The sequence below is a fragment of the Streptomyces sp. CNP082 genome, assembly GCF_059570535.1.
Genome location: NZ_JCANSZ010000009.1, coordinates 136,350 through 152,564, shown reverse-complemented (window position 1 = coordinate 152,564; position 16,215 = coordinate 136,350). Strand labels below are relative to the sequence as shown.

The 16,215-nt window shown below is 72.2% G+C and carries 13 protein-coding genes and 2 pseudogenes; 6 read left to right on the top strand and 9 right to left on the bottom strand.

Going from position 1 to position 16,215, the window contains the following annotated elements; all coding sequences use genetic code 11:
• Nucleotides 1–19: 19 nt before the first annotated feature.
• Both B124_RS11095 and B124_RS11090 read right to left on the bottom strand, forming a co-directional pair.
• A pseudogene (locus B124_RS11095) lies at nt 20–801 on the bottom strand (right-handed parallel beta-helix repeat-containing protein); the annotation flags it as partial.
• Nucleotides 802–842: 41 nt separating this feature from the next.
• Nucleotides 843–1,871, bottom strand: a complete 1,029-nt coding sequence (locus B124_RS11090; protein ID WP_496502569.1) for a pectate lyase family protein — start codon at nt 1,869–1,871, stop codon at nt 843–845.
• A 193-nt stretch (nt 1,872–2,064) separates the two neighbouring features.
• Here B124_RS11090 and B124_RS11085 point away from each other — a divergent pair, with 193 nt between their 5' ends.
• Entirely contained in the window at nt 2,065–3,111 is a 1,047-nt protein-coding gene (locus B124_RS11085; RefSeq protein WP_496502568.1) for a LacI family DNA-binding transcriptional regulator, read from the top strand.
• 115 nt (nt 3,112–3,226) lie between these two features.
• A complete protein-coding gene (locus B124_RS11080; protein WP_496502567.1) occupies nt 3,227–4,762 on the top strand; it encodes a glycoside hydrolase family 43 protein in 1,536 nt (511 codons plus the stop codon).
• 185 nt (nt 4,763–4,947) lie between these two features.
• Here B124_RS11080 and B124_RS11075 read toward each other — a convergent pair whose 3' ends face one another.
• Nucleotides 4,948–5,964, bottom strand: coding sequence for a helix-turn-helix transcriptional regulator (locus B124_RS11075; protein ID WP_496502566.1), 1,017 nt, complete (start codon nt 5,962–5,964; stop codon nt 4,948–4,950).
• A gap of 271 nt (nt 5,965–6,235) precedes the next feature.
• Between B124_RS11075 and B124_RS11070 the strand changes: the two genes are divergently transcribed.
• On the top strand, nt 6,236–6,880 hold the full coding sequence (locus B124_RS11070) for a hypothetical protein (protein ID WP_496502565.1): 645 nt from the start codon (nt 6,236–6,238) through the stop codon (nt 6,878–6,880).
• A 176-nt stretch (nt 6,881–7,056) separates the two neighbouring features.
• Here the strand turns inward: B124_RS11070 and B124_RS11065 are convergent, their stop codons facing one another.
• Complete coding sequence (locus B124_RS11065; protein ID WP_496502564.1) at nt 7,057–8,091, bottom strand: LacI family DNA-binding transcriptional regulator; 1,035 nt, start codon at nt 8,089–8,091, stop codon at nt 7,057–7,059.
• Nucleotides 8,088–10,577 (bottom strand): glycoside hydrolase family 2 protein, encoded by a 2,490-nt coding sequence (locus B124_RS11060; RefSeq protein WP_496502563.1) that lies wholly within the window; start codon nt 10,575–10,577, stop codon nt 8,088–8,090. Before B124_RS11060 ends, B124_RS11065 begins: the two co-directional genes overlap by 4 nt.
• A gap of 192 nt (nt 10,578–10,769) precedes the next feature.
• Between B124_RS11060 and B124_RS11055 the strand changes: the two genes are divergently transcribed.
• Genes B124_RS11055 through B124_RS11045 form a run of 3 tightly spaced genes read left to right on the top strand, consistent with a single transcriptional unit; the run spans nt 10,770 to nt 13,797 of the window.
• Entirely contained in the window at nt 10,770–12,089 is a 1,320-nt protein-coding gene (locus tag B124_RS11055) for an ABC transporter substrate-binding protein (RefSeq protein WP_496502562.1), read from the top strand.
• Nucleotides 12,086–12,970 (top strand): carbohydrate ABC transporter permease, encoded by an 885-nt coding sequence (locus B124_RS11050; protein ID WP_496502561.1) that lies wholly within the window; start codon nt 12,086–12,088, stop codon nt 12,968–12,970. Before B124_RS11055 ends, B124_RS11050 begins: the two co-directional genes overlap by 4 nt.
• On the top strand, nt 12,967–13,797 hold the full coding sequence (locus B124_RS11045) for a carbohydrate ABC transporter permease (RefSeq protein ID WP_496502560.1): 831 nt from the start codon (nt 12,967–12,969) through the stop codon (nt 13,795–13,797). The genes B124_RS11050 and B124_RS11045 overlap by 4 nt, the downstream gene beginning before the upstream one ends.
• Nucleotides 13,798–13,821: 24 nt before the next feature.
• Here B124_RS11045 and B124_RS11040 read toward each other — a convergent pair whose 3' ends face one another.
• The 4 genes and pseudogenes from B124_RS11040 to B124_RS11025 all read right to left on the bottom strand — a co-directional run bounded on the left by B124_RS11040 (nt 13,822) and on the right by B124_RS11025 (nt 15,757).
• On the bottom strand, nt 13,822–14,025 hold the full coding sequence (locus B124_RS11040; RefSeq protein WP_496502559.1) for a hypothetical protein: 204 nt from the start codon (nt 14,023–14,025) through the stop codon (nt 13,822–13,824).
• A 721-nt stretch (nt 14,026–14,746) separates the two neighbouring features.
• Nucleotides 14,747–15,217, bottom strand: a complete 471-nt coding sequence (locus B124_RS11035; protein ID WP_496502558.1) for an NADH-quinone oxidoreductase subunit B family protein — start codon at nt 15,215–15,217, stop codon at nt 14,747–14,749.
• 52 nt (nt 15,218–15,269) lie between these two features.
• A pseudogene (locus tag B124_RS11030) lies at nt 15,270–15,380 on the bottom strand (transcriptional regulator); the annotation flags it as partial.
• The gene (locus tag B124_RS11025) at nt 15,362–15,757 is read right to left on the bottom strand and encodes a PAS domain-containing protein (protein WP_496502613.1); all 396 of its coding nucleotides are present in this window, start codon (nt 15,755–15,757) and stop codon (nt 15,362–15,364) included. The gene B124_RS11025 and the pseudogene B124_RS11030, both read right to left, overlap by 19 nt.
• Nucleotides 15,758–16,215 lie beyond the last annotated feature (458 nt).

Here is a 16,215-nt window from a genome sequence, read left to right as displayed (position 1 = left end):
GGCGAGCCCGGCCGCGGTCTTATCCGAAGCTGACGTTCAGGCTGCCGTCGGCGTTGAAGGACCAGCTCAGGGAGCCGCTGTAGGCCGAGCAGCGGGAGCCGTTGCCGGTGTCCTCGTGCCAGAACTGGTTCGAGCCGGTGTCGTCGCCGACGATCCGGTCGTTCGTCTCCAGGCCGCCGTCGAAGTAGCAGGAGGTGTTGTCGGAGAACACCGACGTGCCGCCGTCGAAGTTGAAGTTGCGTTCCTCGTTGTCGATGCTGGCGTTGCCCGACACCTCTATGGTGCCGAGGTTGCGGTTGCAGGTGAACCCGTGCTTGCCGTTCTCGTAGGCGATGCTGTTCCGGATGGTGTGGTCGACGCCGATGTCCTCACCGCCGAGCTTGAGCCGTTGCGGTCTCCGTCGCCGGCCTGAGAGCCGTCGGAGAGGGTCCCGTTGCCGAAGGCCAGGGAGTCCTCGATGGTCACCGCGCCGATGGGTCCGGTGCCCGTCTTGGTGAAGAGGTCGTAGCCGTCGTCGATGTTGTGGTGGGAGACGGTGTACCGGAAGACGTTCCCCTCGCCGACGGTGAGTTTGGGGGCGAACCCGTCGGCGTCCTCGCCGTCGGAGTCGGCGTTGTCGTGCGACTCGGAACTCACGACGAGGTTGCCGGACGGCCATTCTCCGGCGGGTGCGCCGGCTTCGTAGCGCGAGAGCTGGAGCCCGGTGTCGCGGTTGAAGCGGGTGACGACCCGCTCGACGACGTTGTTGCTGCCGCCGAGCAGGATCCCGTTGTCGCCGGCGTGCTCGACGACGATGCCGGAGATGTGTCCCCACTCCTCGTGTACGTCAGAGCCCGTGAGATTCAGCCGCCGATGCCGGGCTGGGGCCCGGCACCGTCCCGGAGGAGGGCGGGGACGTCCTCGGCGGGGTCGAGGGTGTAGTCGTAGAACGAGCCGGGGTCGAAGCCCTCGCCGCCGGTCTGCCGGTCGCCCTCGCAGTCGACGAAGACGTTGCCGTTGTCGACGAGCTGGGCGGCGTCGTCCTTGATGAGGGGGTCCGTGACGCCCTCGAAGTAGCTGTTCTCGATGACGGAGTTCGAGGAGCCCCGGGACCAGTTTCCGCTGCCGGTGTTCTGCAGGTAGTTGTTGTACAGGTGGGCGTTGGCGACGTTGTCGGTGCTGGGGTTGCGCGAGCCGGTGTCGCTGAACCAGTTGTGGTGGATCGTCATCTTGGCGGTGACGTTGTCGGTCCAGCCGATGCCGAAGGTCTTGCGGTGCTCGTTGAGGATGTTCCAGGACACGGTCAGGTTGGTGGTGTCCTTGCGGCTGTCGATCAGGCCGTCGTTCATCCGCTCGAGCCGGTTGTGGTCGATCCAGACGTGGTCGGCGGTGTCCATCTGGATGGCGTCGTAGTCGTAGTCGTCGTCGCCGGGATCGTCGTCGGGCATCCGGGTGTCGCGGATGGTGAGGTTGCGGATGATGACGTTGCTGACGCCCTCGCCGAGGAAGAACCCGCCGCCGACGATCTCCCCCGCGGTGCCGGCTCCGACGATGGTCTTGTCCGAGGCGACGCGCAGTTCGTGGCCCGTCTCCGGGTACTCGATCGCCCCGCCGACCCGGATGATGTAGGGCTCCTCCGCGGTGGCGTACTGCTCCAGCTCCGCGAAGGAGGAGACGGTGACGGTCTCGCCGCCGGCGCCGCCCGTGGTGCCGCCGTCGGTGGAGGCGAAGCCGTCCGGTACGTCCGCCCACTCCGGGGCCGCCGGGGCGGCGCCGGCGTCGTCGGACAGGGCCTGCGGGCCCAGCAGGGAGCCGCACAGGGCGACCGCCGCCGCCGGTGCGACGTACGGCCACCAGCGGCGCCTGCGGTGTTTCACGGTGGATGAAGTCATGGTCTTCTCCAGTGTCGTGGGGGGTGAGAGACGACCGGATCGATGCACCCCGCGGGGCGAAATTTTCGAACCCTCACCATGAAGCGCGGTGAATATAGAAAGAGCTTGCTTTCGCGTCAAGCCCCGAATCTGCGGCAGTTTCGCGCTCATCGAGGGCTCGAAAATTTCGAGTACGGGACCCTAGACTCTTGGCATGTCCTCAGCGCAACAGCGTTCCTCCGCCGACGGCCCGCCCGCCGGGCCGCTGACCACCGCGGAGATCGCCGCGCACGCCGGGGTCTCCGTCGCGACGGTCTCCAAAGTGATCAACGGACGGACGGACGTCGCCCCCGGCACCCGCGCCCAGGTCGAGGAGATCATCCGCACCCACGGGCACCGCAGACGGAACCGGGCCGCCCGCCCCGCCGCCATGCTGGAACTCGTCTTCCGCCAGATCCGGGACTCGTACCACATCGAGATCATCAAGGGCGTCCAGCAGGTGGCGCGCGAACACCGGCTCGCCGTGGTGCTCTCCGAGTTGCAGGGCCGCCTGACACCCGGCCGCGGTTGGGTCGAGGACGTCCTGTTCCGGCGCCCGGCCGGCATCATCGAGGTCTACTCGGTCCTCACCGACACCCAGAGCGGCCAACTGCGCAGCCGCGGTATCCCCTTCGTCCTCGTCGATCCCAACGGGGAACCGGCCCACGCGTCCCCGTCGGTGGGCGCGACCAACTGGAGCGGGGGCCTGTCGGCCGCACGCCACCTCCTCGGGCTCGGGCACCGGCGCATCGCCGTCATCACGGGACCCGAACACGCCCTCGCCAGCAGGGCCCGGGTGGACGGCTACAAGACCGCGATGGAGACCGCGGGTGTGCCCGTCGACCCGGCCTATGTCCGCCTCGGCGACTACCGGGCCGAGGAGGGCCTGCGGCACGCCCGGGAGCTGCTGCGCCTGCCTAACCCGCCGACCGCCGTGTTCACCTGCAACGACGCGCTGGCGCTCGGCGTATACCAGGCCGCCGCGGAGGCCGGGCTGCGCATCCCCGAGGACCTCAGCGTCGTCGGATTCGACGACCTGCGCCCGGCACAGTGGACCGTGCCGCCGCTGACCACCGTGCACCAGCCGCTCACCGAGATGGCCGTCACCGCCGCGGCGATGGTGGTCAAGCTGGCCGAGGGGCGACCGCTGGCGCAGAACCGGGTGGAGCTTCCCACCGAACTCGTCGTCCGCGGCAGCACCATGCCGCCGAGCCGCCCGTGACGGGCGGCCGGGCCACCCGGGCCACGCGCGGCGGCCCGATGAAGCACCCCGTCCCCCCGGCTGCCGCAGCCTTGCGAACGCGGCCGGGGCGGTTCCAGGAGGAAGGCAGAACCCGATGACCGTGCGGCCCGCCCCTTGGGAGCCCGACCGCCTCGACGGCACGTACGCCAACCCCGTGCTGAACGCCGACTTCTCCGACCCCGACGCCATCCGCGTCGGCGACGGCTACTACCTGACCAGCTCCAGCTTCGGCCGTGCTCCGGGCCTGCCGCTGCTGCACTCGAAAGACCTCGTCAACTGGTCGTACGCCGGCCACGCGCTGGAGAGGCTGGAGCCGGCGGAGGAGTTCGCCGTACCGCGCCACGACTGCGGAGTGTGGGCGCCGGCGCTGCGCCACCACGCCGGCCGGTTCTGGATCTTCTGGGGCGACCCCGACCACGGCGTCCAGCAGGTCAACGCGCCGTCTGTGGAAGGCCCGTGGAGCAGGCCGCACCTCCTCCTGGCCGGCAAAGGGCTGATCGACCCGTGCCCGCTGTGGGACGAGGAGACGGGCGAGGCGTACCTCGTCCACGCCTGGGCCAAGTCCCGCTCCGGGGTGAAGAACCGGCTCACCGGGTACCGGATGAGCCCCGACGGGCGCACGCTGCTCGACGAGGGGAAGGTGATCGTCGACGGCGACCGGCTGCCCGGCTGGTTCACCCTCGAAGGCCCCAAGCTCTACCGGCGCGACGGGTGGTTCTGGATCTTCGCCCCGGCCGGCAGCGTGGAGACCGGCTGGCAGGGCGCCTTCCGTGCGCGCTCCTTCTTCGGGCCGTACGAGGAGCGCATCGTCCTCGAACAGGGAGCGACCGAGGTCAACGGCCCGCACCAGGGCGCCTGGGTGACCACGCCCGCGGGCGAGGACTACTTCCTGCACTTCCAGCAGCGCGACCCCTACGGGCGCGTGGTGCACCTGCAGCCGATGCGCTGGGGCGACGACGGCTGGCCGCTGATCGGCGCCGGCGGAGAGCCGGTTGCCACGGGCCGCAAGCCCACGGGCCCGGCGCAGCCCGCTGCGCAGCCGGCGACGGACGACGACTTCCCGCGCGGCGCCTTCGGCCCGCAGTGGCAGTGGACCGCCAACCCGCGGCCGGGCTGGATCCGGCACCACGGCGGCGACGGCCTCCGCCTCGCCTGCGTGCGCGGCGACGACCCGCACGACCTGCGCCGGCTGCCGCACGTGCTGACGCACATGCTGCCCGGCGCACCGTGCACCGTCACCGTCGACCTCGCCCTGGACCCGGCCGGGGAGGGCGCGCGGGCCGGGCTCGTCGTGCTGGGCGACGCGTACCGCTGGACCGGCCTCGAGCGGGGCCCGGACGGAGTACGCCTCGTGCACCGCTTCGCCGAGCAGGTCGCCGAGCGGGAGCGGGACGCCGCCCACTCCCGCCCGGCGCCGGCCGGGCGCGCCCGGCTGCGCATCGAGGCCGGCCCCGGCGGGCGCTGCCGCTTCGCCGCCGACACCGGCGACGGGTGGCGGGAGGCGGGCCCGGTCTTCGCCGCCACGCCGTGGCGCTGGGTCGGCGCGCTGCTCGGCCTCTTCGCCGCCGCCCCGGACGGCGACGGGCACGCCGGCACCGCGGAGTTCCGGCACTTCCGCATCACCGGCTGACGCGCACCGCAGGCGGACGGCGGCGCGGGGGCGCGGCCGGCGACATCCGCGTCCACTCGGCGGAGAGGTACGGGGCGTGCCTGGGAAGCGCGACGTCGCAGGCGCCGTAGCGCCTGGTGCTCGGCGGCCGTCGGAGACCCGCGCACCGGATCCGACCTCAGCGGGAGGTTTGGAGCCGGTCGTCGTCAGGAGTCGCCGGCCGACCCGTGCCGGTACTCCCGGGGCGTCACGCCGTACGCAGCGCGGAAGTTGCGGGTGAACGCCGCCGCGTGGGTGTAGCCCCAGCGGGCGGCGATCCGGTGCACCGGGACCGCCGCGAGGACGGAGTCCGCCAGGTCGCGGCGGGCGTGCTCCAGGCGCTGGCGGCGGATCCAGCCCGCGACCGTCTCGCGGCCCTCGGTGTGCGCGCGGAAGATCCGGTGCAGGTAGCTGACCGAGATGTGGTGGGCGTCCGCGACCCGCTGCGGGGTCAGCTCAGGGTCAGCGAGCTGCTGGCGCATGAAGTCCACCACCCGCACCAGCAGGGCGTGCTGGCGGTGCTCGGGGTCCAGCGCCGCGGTCGTCTTCGACTCCAGATTGTGTGCCAGGCAGGCGTGCACCAGGTCCAGCACCGCGGTGCCCAGCCGGGCGGTGTCGCTGGGGCGGTAGCCGGCGGCGCTGCTCAGTACGTGGCTGACCACCCCGGTCAGGAGCGCACCGGGGCCCTCGTCGCCGGGGAGGTCCTGCCCGACGAGGCACCCGAGGCTCCCGGCCGGGAGGGTGAGAAGGTCCTCCGGGATCTCGATGGTCAGCGCGTGGAAGTGGCCGTGGCCGTCCGGGGCGCGGCAGCCGAGGGCGTTGAGCCGGGTCCCGTCGTGGAAGTACATGCCGCCCGGCCGGGAGACGCCGGCGCGGCCGTCCCAGTCCGTGTGCAGCGCACCCTGGACGGGCACCAGGAACTGGTAGCCGCCCTTGCCGGCGCCGGCGCCCGCGCGGGTTCGCTGGAAGTCCACCGGGGAGAATCGGCGGGACGAGACTCCCAGCCCGCCGAGGCGCATCTCCAGCTCCTCGGCGAGGAACCCGTCGCCGGTCCCGCCGCCCCCGTCGACCGCGTCCGCCGCCCGGATACTGAACCCGTCCATCCGCTCGTGCATCCAGTCGCGCCAGTACGCGAAGCGCTCGGCCGCCGGCACGTCGTCGCTGCGGAACTCGTTCCCGATCACGCCTCCACCCCTCTGCCCCCCGAGGCAGGCACCCGAGCCTAGAGCACGCGCCGCCCGCGCTTTTCCCGGACCGGGCCGGAGGCGGTGGACGCATCGTCAAGAAAGTGTCCTCAGAGCGTCAATGACCTTCCGCGGCTCGGAGTGCAACCGTGGGTCGCGACACGAATCTGCGTGCGCGGCACCGCTCGTGTCCTTCACGCATTCCTCTCCTGCACCTGCCGGGGAGAGGGGCACCGCGCGCCACCGCGCACTTCCGAAAGGCATCACCGAAGTGAACCGAACTCGCATGACCGTGCTGGCGTTGGTCAGCTCCGCCGCGCTCGCCCTTGCGGGCTGCTCGGACGACGACGACTCCGCCGCGGACCAGGACACCGAGTCCTCGCAGGAGGCCGCGCCGGAGCCCGAGGAGGAGCCGGCGGCCGACGAGGAGGAGAGCCCGGCCGCCGCGCCCAAGGAGGTCGAGGTGACGCCGCCGGGCACGCAGTTGAAGATCGGCGAGACCGCGGTCGTCCCGTACGACAGGGCGGGCGCCACCGGTCATGTCGGGATCACCGTCACGGCGGTGACGGAGGCGGACAAGGCGGCCTTCGACGCCGCCATGGGGGACCAGGCCGACGCGGACATCACGCCGTTCTGCGTCGAGTACACGATCGAGAACGCCGACGGCAGCGACCTCGGCGGCTCGTATCCGCCGGACCTGCGGGGTGTCACGGCGGACGGCGGCAACACCGGGGCAGTGGTCTTCGGCGCTGACATCGAGGGCTGTGAGGAGGGCATGGCGCCCGACGAGTTCGCCGAGGCCGGTGCCACGTACGAGACGAAGCGGGTGCAGGGCGCCGGGCCGGGCGCGGCCGTCGCCGGCGCCTCGTACGAAGAGGAAGACTACGAGGGCAGCCCCATCGTCTGGACGCCGTAGCGGGCGCCTCTCCCCGGACCGCCCGTGACCGTTGCCCCCGTATCGGGCACGGGCCGCCCGTGACCGGCTCCCTACCGTTCCGGAAACGGGCACAGGGCCCGGCGACGCCCCACCTGCGCCGCCGGGCCCCTCCGCCGCGTACCGACCCCGGCTCCACCATCGCCGCGCCCCGCCTATCAGCCCCTGGGCGGGCCCGTCGAGCCGCGTGGGGTGAGGGCCGGGGTCGGCACCTGGCGGGACTCGGCCGCACCGGTGGTCATCAGGTCGAACAACGCCCGTGCCACCTCGGCGCCGAAGCCGTGCACGTCGTGGCTCATCGCGGAGAGCTTGGGGTGGGTGAGCCGGCACAACTGCGAGTCGTCCCAGGCGAGCAGCGAGAGGTCCGCGGGCACCGACAGGCCCATTTCGGCGGCGACCGACAGGCCGGCGACGGCCATGATGTCGTTGTCGTAGAGGATCGCCGTGGGCCGCTCCGCGGAGGCCAGCAGGGTACGGGTGGCGCGGGCGCCGTCCTCGCCGGAGAAGCCGGTGGGCGTCTGCCGGCCCGCGTCCAGGCCGAGTTCCCGGACGGTGGCCGCGAATGCGGCGGTACGGATCGCGCTGTGGCCCAGCTCCGCGGCGCCGCCGACGTGCGCGATGCGCCGGTGGCCGAGGGCGGCCAGATAGCGTACGGCTTCCGCGACGGCGGTGGCGTCGTCCGTCCACAGCGAGGGGAAGCCGCCGGTCAGGGAGGGGTGGCCGACGGCGATCGCCGGCATGCCGAGCGCGTCGACGGCAGTCACCCGTGGGTCGTCGGTGCGGAAGTCCACCAGGATCGACCCGGCGACCTGCTTGGACCTCCACCACCGCTCCTGCTGCACCAGCTCCTCGTCCAGGTCGCGGACCAGCCGCAGCAGCAGCGAGCACGACCGCTCCGCGAGCACGCTCTCGATCCCGGAGACGAACTCCATGTAGAACGGCTCCAGACCGAGCAGCCGGGCCGGGCGGCAGATCGCCAGGCCGACCGCGTCGACGCGGGAGCTGGACAGCGAGCGGGCGGCGAGGTTCGGCGCCCAGCCCAGCTCGCGGGCGGCGGCGAAGATACGGTCGCGGGTGGCGTCGGCGAGACCCGGGCGGTTGTTGAAGGCCAGTGAGACGGCCCCTTTGGAGACCCCGGCGCGGGCGGCGACGTCCTTGATCGTCGCTCTGGCCGGCGGGCCGCCGCCGCTCACGCGGGCTCCACGCAGAAGAGTGCGGCACGCACGGCGGCGACGGCAGGATCGTCCCCGCCCGGCGATCGGGGCGCCGCGGGCGCGGACCAGCCGCGGACGGCGATGGTCGCGCGTTCACCGGGCAGCAGCGTCACCAGGCCCCGGTCGGCGGTGGCGGCCGGGTCGAGCCGGTCGGGCTGCAGCAGCAGGTCTCGTACGAAGGTGTGGGCGGTGACCACGACATCGACCCTATCCGGGTCGGCGGCCCCGGCGCGCACCACCGCGACGACGAACTCCGGGCGGGGGTAGGCGAAGTCCTTGTCCCGCGCTCGAAAGTGCAGCGCCCGCAGCCCGTCCGTCTCGGCGACCAGCAGCTCCTTCCCGGACGCGGCCGACGGCGGCAGCCCGTCCGGCACCGGCACGACGGCGACGGCCCGCGGCCCGGCGGCGAACGGGACCTCGGCCTGCGCGACCACGCTGCCGTCGACCGCGGTCCGGCGCAGCGTGAGCGTGCCCGACCAGTGCTCCGCGGCCTGGTTGACCACTGCCACCTCCAGGCCGCCCGCCGCCCCGCCGCCCTCGCGTACGGTCAGCAGCCGGTCCGCGTAGAGCCGGCGCAGCTCGTGGTACAGCGGCTTGAGGCGGCCGTCGCCGTCGACGGCGGACCAGGAGGTGACCGGCCAGCAGTCGTTGAGCTGCCAGAGCACCGTACCCGTGCACACCGGCCAGTGGGACCGCCAGTGCTCGATGCCGGCGGAGATCGCGCGGGCCTGGTTGACCTGCATCAGATAGTGCCAGCGGGCGAAGTCGGCAGTCCCGTCGGGGACGTCGAAGTGCCGGGCGAGGCCGCGCTCCAGCTTGCCGTTGCCGTCGTCGGCCTTCTGGTGGTGGAGCATCGCGGGCGCGTACGCAGCCAGCTCGGGTCCTTCGCCCAGCGCGCGGCGCAGCGTGGCCCACACGGGCGGTGCCTGCCAGCCGAACTCGGCGACGAAGCGCGGGACGGCGGTGCGGTAGCCGGTGTAGTCGGCGCGGTTCCACACCTCCCAGTCGTGGTGGTTGCCGTGCGCGGGGTCGTTGGGGTGGTGCGCCCAGGAGCCGGACCAGGGGCTGCCCGGCCAGTACGGGCGGGTGGGGTCCAGCTCGGCGACGACGCGCGGGAGCAGGCCGAGGTAGTAGCCCTCACCCCAGGAGTCGCCGGCGAGGGCGCCCTCCCAGTCCCAGTCGCGAAAGCCCCACAGGTTCTCGTTGTTGCCGCACCACAGCACCAGCGAGGGGTGCGGCATGAGCCGGACGACGTTGTCGCGGGCCTCCGCCTCGACCTCGCCGCGCAGCGGCTGGTCCTCGGGGTAGGCGGCACAGGCGAACGGGAAGTCCTGCCAGACCATGAGGCCGAGTTCGTCGCAGGCGGTGTAGAAGTCGTCGCTCTCGTAGATGCCGCCGCCCCAGACCCGTACGAGGTCGACGCCCGCGTCTGCCGCCTGCCGCAGCCGCTTGCGGTAGCGGGCGGCGGTGAGGCGGGACGGCAGGGCGTCGTCGGGGATCCAGTTGACGCCCCGGGCGAAGAGGGGTTCGCCGTTGACGACGAGGGTGAAGCGGGAGCCGCGGGCGTCGTCGGCCGTGTCGAGGCGGACGGTGCGAAAGCCGACGCGGCGGGTCCAGGAGTCCAGGAGCGGGCCCTTGGCGGTGTCGCCGTCGTGGAGGGTGACCTCCAGCGCGTAGAGCGGCTGGCCGCCGTAGCCGCGGGGCCACCACAGCTCCGGGCGGGCGAGGGCCAGTGCGACGGTGGCGGCCTCGCCGTCGGCACCGTCGGCGCCGTCGAGCACCGCAGTCGCCTCGGCGTCGCCGACGCGGGCGCGGACGGTGAGCGGTCGGTGCGCGCCCGCGTCGGTGCGCTCGACGTCGAGGCGCACGTCGACGCGGCCGGTGCCGTCGGCGTCGACCGTCGCCAGCGGGCGCACCCGGGACAGCCGGGCGGTGCTCCAGCGCTCCAGCCGGGCGGGCCGCCAGATGCCGGCGGTGACCAGCGTCGGGCCCCAGTCCCAGCCGAAGGAGCAGGCCATCTTGCGGATGAACGGGAAGGGTTCGGGATAGGCGTTGGGCCGGTCGCCGGTGCGGGCGCGTACCGCCTCGGCCTCGGTGTAGGCGGAGGTGAACGCCACGGCCAGGGTGCCGCCGCGGCCGGTGACGTCGAAGCGGTAGCGGCGGTGCATGTTGCGGGTCGCGCCGAGGGGTTCGCCGGCGAGCCGGAGCGCGGCGGCGGTGTCGAGGCCGTCGAAGACGAGGTCGGTGCGCTCGTGCGGCCCGTCGTAGGGCGCGATCTCCGTCTCGTACGTCCAGTCCTGCCGGCCGACCCAGGCGACGTCGGTCTCGTTCGTGCCGAGGTACGGGTCGGGGATGACGCCGGCGGCGAGCAGGTCCGTGTGGACGCAGCCCGGCACCCGCGCGGGCAGCCGGTCCCCGCCGTGGCGCAGGGTCCAGCCCTCGGTGAGCGGGATGACGTCCTTCATGGGTGCTCCAATCTCGGGTCCTGCGCCAAGGTAGTCGCAGCCTTCGACGCTGTCCATAAACCGGTCAAGTCCTTTCTGTGTCGGAAAGGTTGACGTCATGGACGTGCTGGGGGATGGTTCCTCGTCAAGAAAAGGGGCCTTCACTCGACCGGTTCAGCAGCAGGGCCGGACTCACGGACGGAGATGGTGACGATGAAGGGAAGGGCGCTTGCCGGTGCGCTGCTGGCCGCCGCGCTCGCGACGACGGCCGGCTGCACGGGCGGCGGGGCCTCGTCGGAGAAGCAGGAGGCGAAGGCCGTCGGCGACCCGGACGAGGTCTCCGGCACGATCGAGGTCATCACGCACCGCACCGACCTCGTCGAGGACGGCACGATGGACGAGTACGCGGCCGAGTTCCGCAGGACGTACCCGAACGTCAAGGTCGAGTTCGACGGGGTCACCGACTACGAGGGCGAAGTCAAGACCCGGATGAACTCGGACGACTACGGCGACGTGCTCATGATCCCGGGCAGGGTGAAGAAGAACGACTACCCTCGGTTCTTCGCCTCGCTGGGCAAGCAGTCGGAACGCAGCGAGAAGTTCCGCTTCACCGACTACTCCACGGTCGACGGCGAGGTCTACGGGGTCAGCATCTACGGCAGCATCCCCGGCTTCGTCTACAACAAGCGCGTCTGGGAGCAGGCCGGCGTCACCGAATGGCCCACCACACCGGCGGAGTTCCTCGACGACCTCAAGGCCGTCAAGGACCGCACCGACGCCGTCCCGTACTACACCAACTTCAAGGACGCCTGGCCGCTGGCCCAGTGGTGGCCCGCCCAGTCCTCCGCGAGCTGCGACGACCAGGCGGACGTCGAGGTGGTCGAGGGCGACCCCTTCGCCGAGGGCGGCACCGTACGCACCGTGGACTCCCTGCTGTACCACATCGTGAAGCAGGGCCTGGCGGAGAAGGACCCGACCACCACCAACTGGGAGGGCTCCAAGCCTCAGATCGCCAAGGGCGAGATCGCCACGATGTTCCTCGGCTCCTGGGCCGTCGTCCAGATGCGCGACGCCGCCGAACAGGCCGGCACGGACCCGGACGACATCGGCTTCATGCCGTTCCCGCTCCAGGTCGACGGGAAGTTCTGCGCCGGTCTCTCCCCCGACTACCAGCAGGCCGTCAGCATCCACTCCGAGCACAAGGAGGCCGCGCGCGCCTGGGTCGACTGGTTCGCGGAGAAGTCCGGCTACCCCGAGGACAACATGAACATCTCCACCCTGCGCGACGCCCCGCTGCCCGACGTGCTCGCCGAGTACGAGGAGCAGGACGTGCAGTTGCTGGAGCTGGACCAGTCGAAGGGCGCGGAGCTGAAGGAGCTGGACGACGCCTCGGAGGTCGGCATCGACGACCCGATGTACCGCCAGGAGCTGGTCGACATCGCGCGCGGTGCCCGGGACGGCAGCCCCGGCGACCTCTTCGCCGGCCTCTCCGAGCGCTGGACGGACGCCGCGGAGGAGCTGGGTTACCGGTGAGTGCGCGCAGGCGCCGGCTGGCGGGCGGCGCGGTGCCGTGGCTTTTCCTCGCCGCCCCGCTGGCGCTGCTGATCACGTTCACGTACGCGCCCGTCGCCAACATGGCCGCGTACAGCTTCACCGACTGGGACGGGCTGAGCCCGGAGCTGGACTACGTCGGCACCGAGAACTACCGCGACCTCTTCACCCGCTCCGAGCTGTTCGAGGTCTTCTTCGTCAGCGGCTACTACCTCGCCGCCTCGGCGGTGCAGATCGCGCTGGCGCTGTACTTCGCGACCGTGCTCAGCTTCAACGTCCGCTTCCGCAACTTCTTCAAGGGCATCCTGTTCTTCCCGTACCTGGTCAACGGCGTCGCCATCGGCTTCGTCTTCCTCTACTTCTTCCAGGACGGCGGCACCCTCGACGCACTCCTCGGCCTCTTCGGCGACGAGCCCGACCGCGCCTGGCTCGGCGACTCCACCTCCGCCAACGCCTCGCTGGCCGGGGTGTCGGTCTGGCGCTTCATGGGGCTGAACTTCGTACTGTTCCTCGGCGCGATCCAGTCCATCCCCGGCGAGCTCTACGAGGCCGCCGAGCTGGACGGCGCAAACCGCTGGCAGCAGTTCCGGCACATCATCGCGCCGGGCATCCGCCCGGTGATCAGCCTAAGCGTGATCCTGGCGGTTTCCGGCTCGCTGGCGGTCTTCGAGATCCCGTACATCATGACGGGCGGCGCGACCGGCACCGAGACGTTCGTGATCCAGACCGTCGAGCTGGCGTTCACGTTCAACAAGACCGGGCTGGCGTCGGCGGCGGCCGTGGTGCTGCTGCTGATCGTGCTCGCGGTGACCTGGGTGCAGCGGACGCTCGTACCGGACGAGAAGGCGGGTGACCTCGTATGAAAGCGGCCGTCGCCGCGCGCACGCTGACATATCTGTCGCTGGCCGGGGCCGCCGTGGTGGTGGTGCTGCCGCTGCTGGTGGTCTTCCTCACCTCGCTGAAGACCCCGGAGGAGATGGCAGGCGACGGCGGGGCCCTCTCGCTCCCCGGCAACCCGCTCAACTTCGACAACTACGCGACGGCCTTCGAGGACGGCCGCATGCTCTCGGCGTTCGCCAACACCGCGGTCATCCTGGTCTTCGCAATCGCCGGCACCGTCGTCATCGGCTCGATGACGGCGTACGCCATCGACCGCTTCCGGTTCCGGTTCCGCAAGCTGGTGGTGGGGCTCTTCCTGGTCGCAGCGATGGTGCCGGGAGTGACCACGCAGGTGGCGACCTTCCAGATCGTCGACAGCTTCGGGATGGTCAACAGCCGGCTCGCGCCCATCGTGCTCTACATGGGCACAGACATCGTCTCGATCTACATCTTCCTGCAGTTCATCCGGTCCATTCCGATCTCGCTCGACGAGTCGGCGCGGCTGGAGGGCGCCAACTCCTTCACGATCTACCGGAAGATCATCTTTCCGCTGCTCAAGCCGGCGATCGCGACGGTCGTCATCGTCAAGGGGGTCACGGTCTACAACGACTTCTACATCCCGTTCCTCTACATGCCCTCCGACGACCTCGGGACGATGTCCACCGCGCTGTTCCGCTTCAAGGGCCCCTACGGGGCGCACTGGGAGACGATCTCAGCCGGCACGATCCTGGTCATCCTGCCGACCCTCGCCGTCTTCCTGTTCCTCCAGCGCTACATCTACAACGGGTTCACGAGGGGGGCGACGAAGTGAGCTGACCCCGGCTCCCGGCGGCGGTCAGAGGTCGTTGCCCGCGTAGGAGAGATTGAAGCTCTTGTTGGTCAGGGGGAAGTCCGGGACGATCGTGTCGGCCAGGGCGAGCGGGAGTACGGGCCAGTTGAAGAAGGACGGGTCGACCGGCTTGACGCGGGTCAGGGTGCCGTCGGGGGCGAGTTCGACGCGAGTGGTGATGGTGCCCCGCCAGCCCTCGGTGAGGCCCACGCCCGAGGCGGGCCCGCGCAGTGGTGCCGTCGCCGGCTGTGCGGTGCTGACGCCGGGGCGGAGGCCGGGGGTGAGTTCGGCGATGAGGGCCAGGGAGGTGTCGATCTCCTCGGCGCGGATGAGGAAGCGGGCCAGGACGTCGCCGCCGTAGAGGACGGGGATGCGGGGCGGCGGCGATGCCCAGGACGGCGCAGGCCAGCAGCCCGAGGGCCAGGGGGGCTCCGGCGGCGGGGCGAAGGCGCAACGGGGCCTCTTCGGCCGCGCTCCCGGGGCTGCCGGCCGGTGCGGCGGGGGCGAGCGCGACGGCGGACGCGGCGGTGGCGGGCGCGGTGCCGGGTTCCGCCGAGGCCGGCGGGGCGGGCCGCGGCCGGGCTTCTCCGTGCGGTACGCGTTCGTGCGGTACGTGCCCGCCGTCCGCGCCGGCGTGCGCCGGGCGCGGGCCGTACGTACCCAGCAGCATCCGTGCCGTACGCGCCCCGATGGCCCCGAACGCGATCAGGACCAGCAGCAGCGCCGCCCCCGTGGGCCATCCGAGACCCGCCGCGAACCCGGCCCGTACCAGGGCGACTTCGGACGCGAACAGGCTGAACGGCGGCAGCCCCAGCAGCCGCCGACGACGGCGGCACGGCGGCGCGGTCGCGCCAGCGCCCCGGCAACGGCACTCGCCCCGGCCAGGGCACAGGCGGCGCTCAGCGCCGCCCCGATCACGCTCATCGGCCGGTCACGGTGCGCAGCGCCGCGACGATCTCCTCGGCCGCGGCGGGCAGCCGCGCACCTCAAGGTCCACGTCCACCACGTCGCCGACCGCGCCCTCGACCCCGTACGCGCCGGCGAACTCGCCGCAGTTCAGCGCGCAGTCCCCGACGGCCACGACGATCCGCGGCTCGGGCATCGCGGCGACGGTGCGGCGCAGCGGCTCGGCCATGTTGCGGGTCACCGGGCCCGTCACCAGTGCCACGTCCGCGTGCCGCGGCGAGGCCACCAGGCGGGCGCCGTAGCGCTCCGCGTCGTACACCGGGCCGAAGGCGTTCGCGATCTCGACCTCGCAGCCGTTGCACGAGCCGGCGTCGATGCACCGCACCTGCGCAGAACCGCCCAGTTCCCGGGCCGCGGGCGGCGGCTCGGCCTGCGGGAGCGGCGGGGCGGGTTCCGCCGCCCGTCCGGTGTCGCGGATCTTACGCAGCAGGTTCACCGGCGGGCTCCCTGCTCGTGCGCGACGACGCGAAGCCCCGGAGCCCCGTGTCCTACGGGGGCGGCCCGTCGGCCCGGGACCGGCCGTCCGCGCCGTCCGCCCGCAGGTCCGCCAGCAACTCGGCCTGCCCGGACAGCACCCCGCTCAGGATCTCCCGCGGAACCGGGGCGGCACCAGAACCTCGATCTCCCGGCCGACCAGTTCCTCGCGCTCGTAGCCGAAGAGCACGTCCGCCTGCCGGTTGGCGAGCTTGATCCGGCCGTCGGGGCCCGTGATCACCATGGCGTCGGGGGCGGACTCCAGCAGGCCGTGGAAGAGGGAGCCGGCCCGCCGCCGTTCACCGGCATCCTTGATCACCTCTGCGAAGCCCGACACGTCCCCGTTCGCGTCGCGGATCACGGTGAGCACCGGACTCGGCCAGCACCGCTCGCCTCCCTGCCGTTCCCGCCAGCCCTCGGACTCGTACCGCCCGCTCTCGCCCGCGGCGGCCAGCGTCTGCTCCGGCCGTCCGGCCGCCCGGTCGCCGGCGGGGTAGAACATCGCCGCCGGCCGGCCCAGCACCTCGACGGCGGCCTGGCTGAACAGCAGGCGGGCCCGCTCCCTCACCGCCAGGTCCGTCCGGTGCAGAAGCTGCGCGAGGCGGTAGGTGGCGGTCCCGTTCCGCAGATCCGCCCCGGCGCCGTCGCGCAGGTCCTCGTGATCGTTGCGGAGCTGCGCCAGGATCCCCAGGACCTCGCCGAACTCACCCCATGCCGCGGCCCTGTCCGCGTCCGGACCGGACCCGGCGGACCCGGCGCCGTGGGCCAGCCGGGCGCTCGCGGCGCAGGCCATGGCGTAGACCGCGCCGCTCTTCTTCCGGTACACCTCACACACCTCGTCGGGTCCCACCCTGCCCGGTTCGTTGAGAAGGTCGCCGAGCTGCCCGTCGGTCGCGGTGGTCCAGCTCTCCAGGTAGTCGGCGGCCAGGACGCGGCGCAGCGGCTCGGGTACCGGCAGGG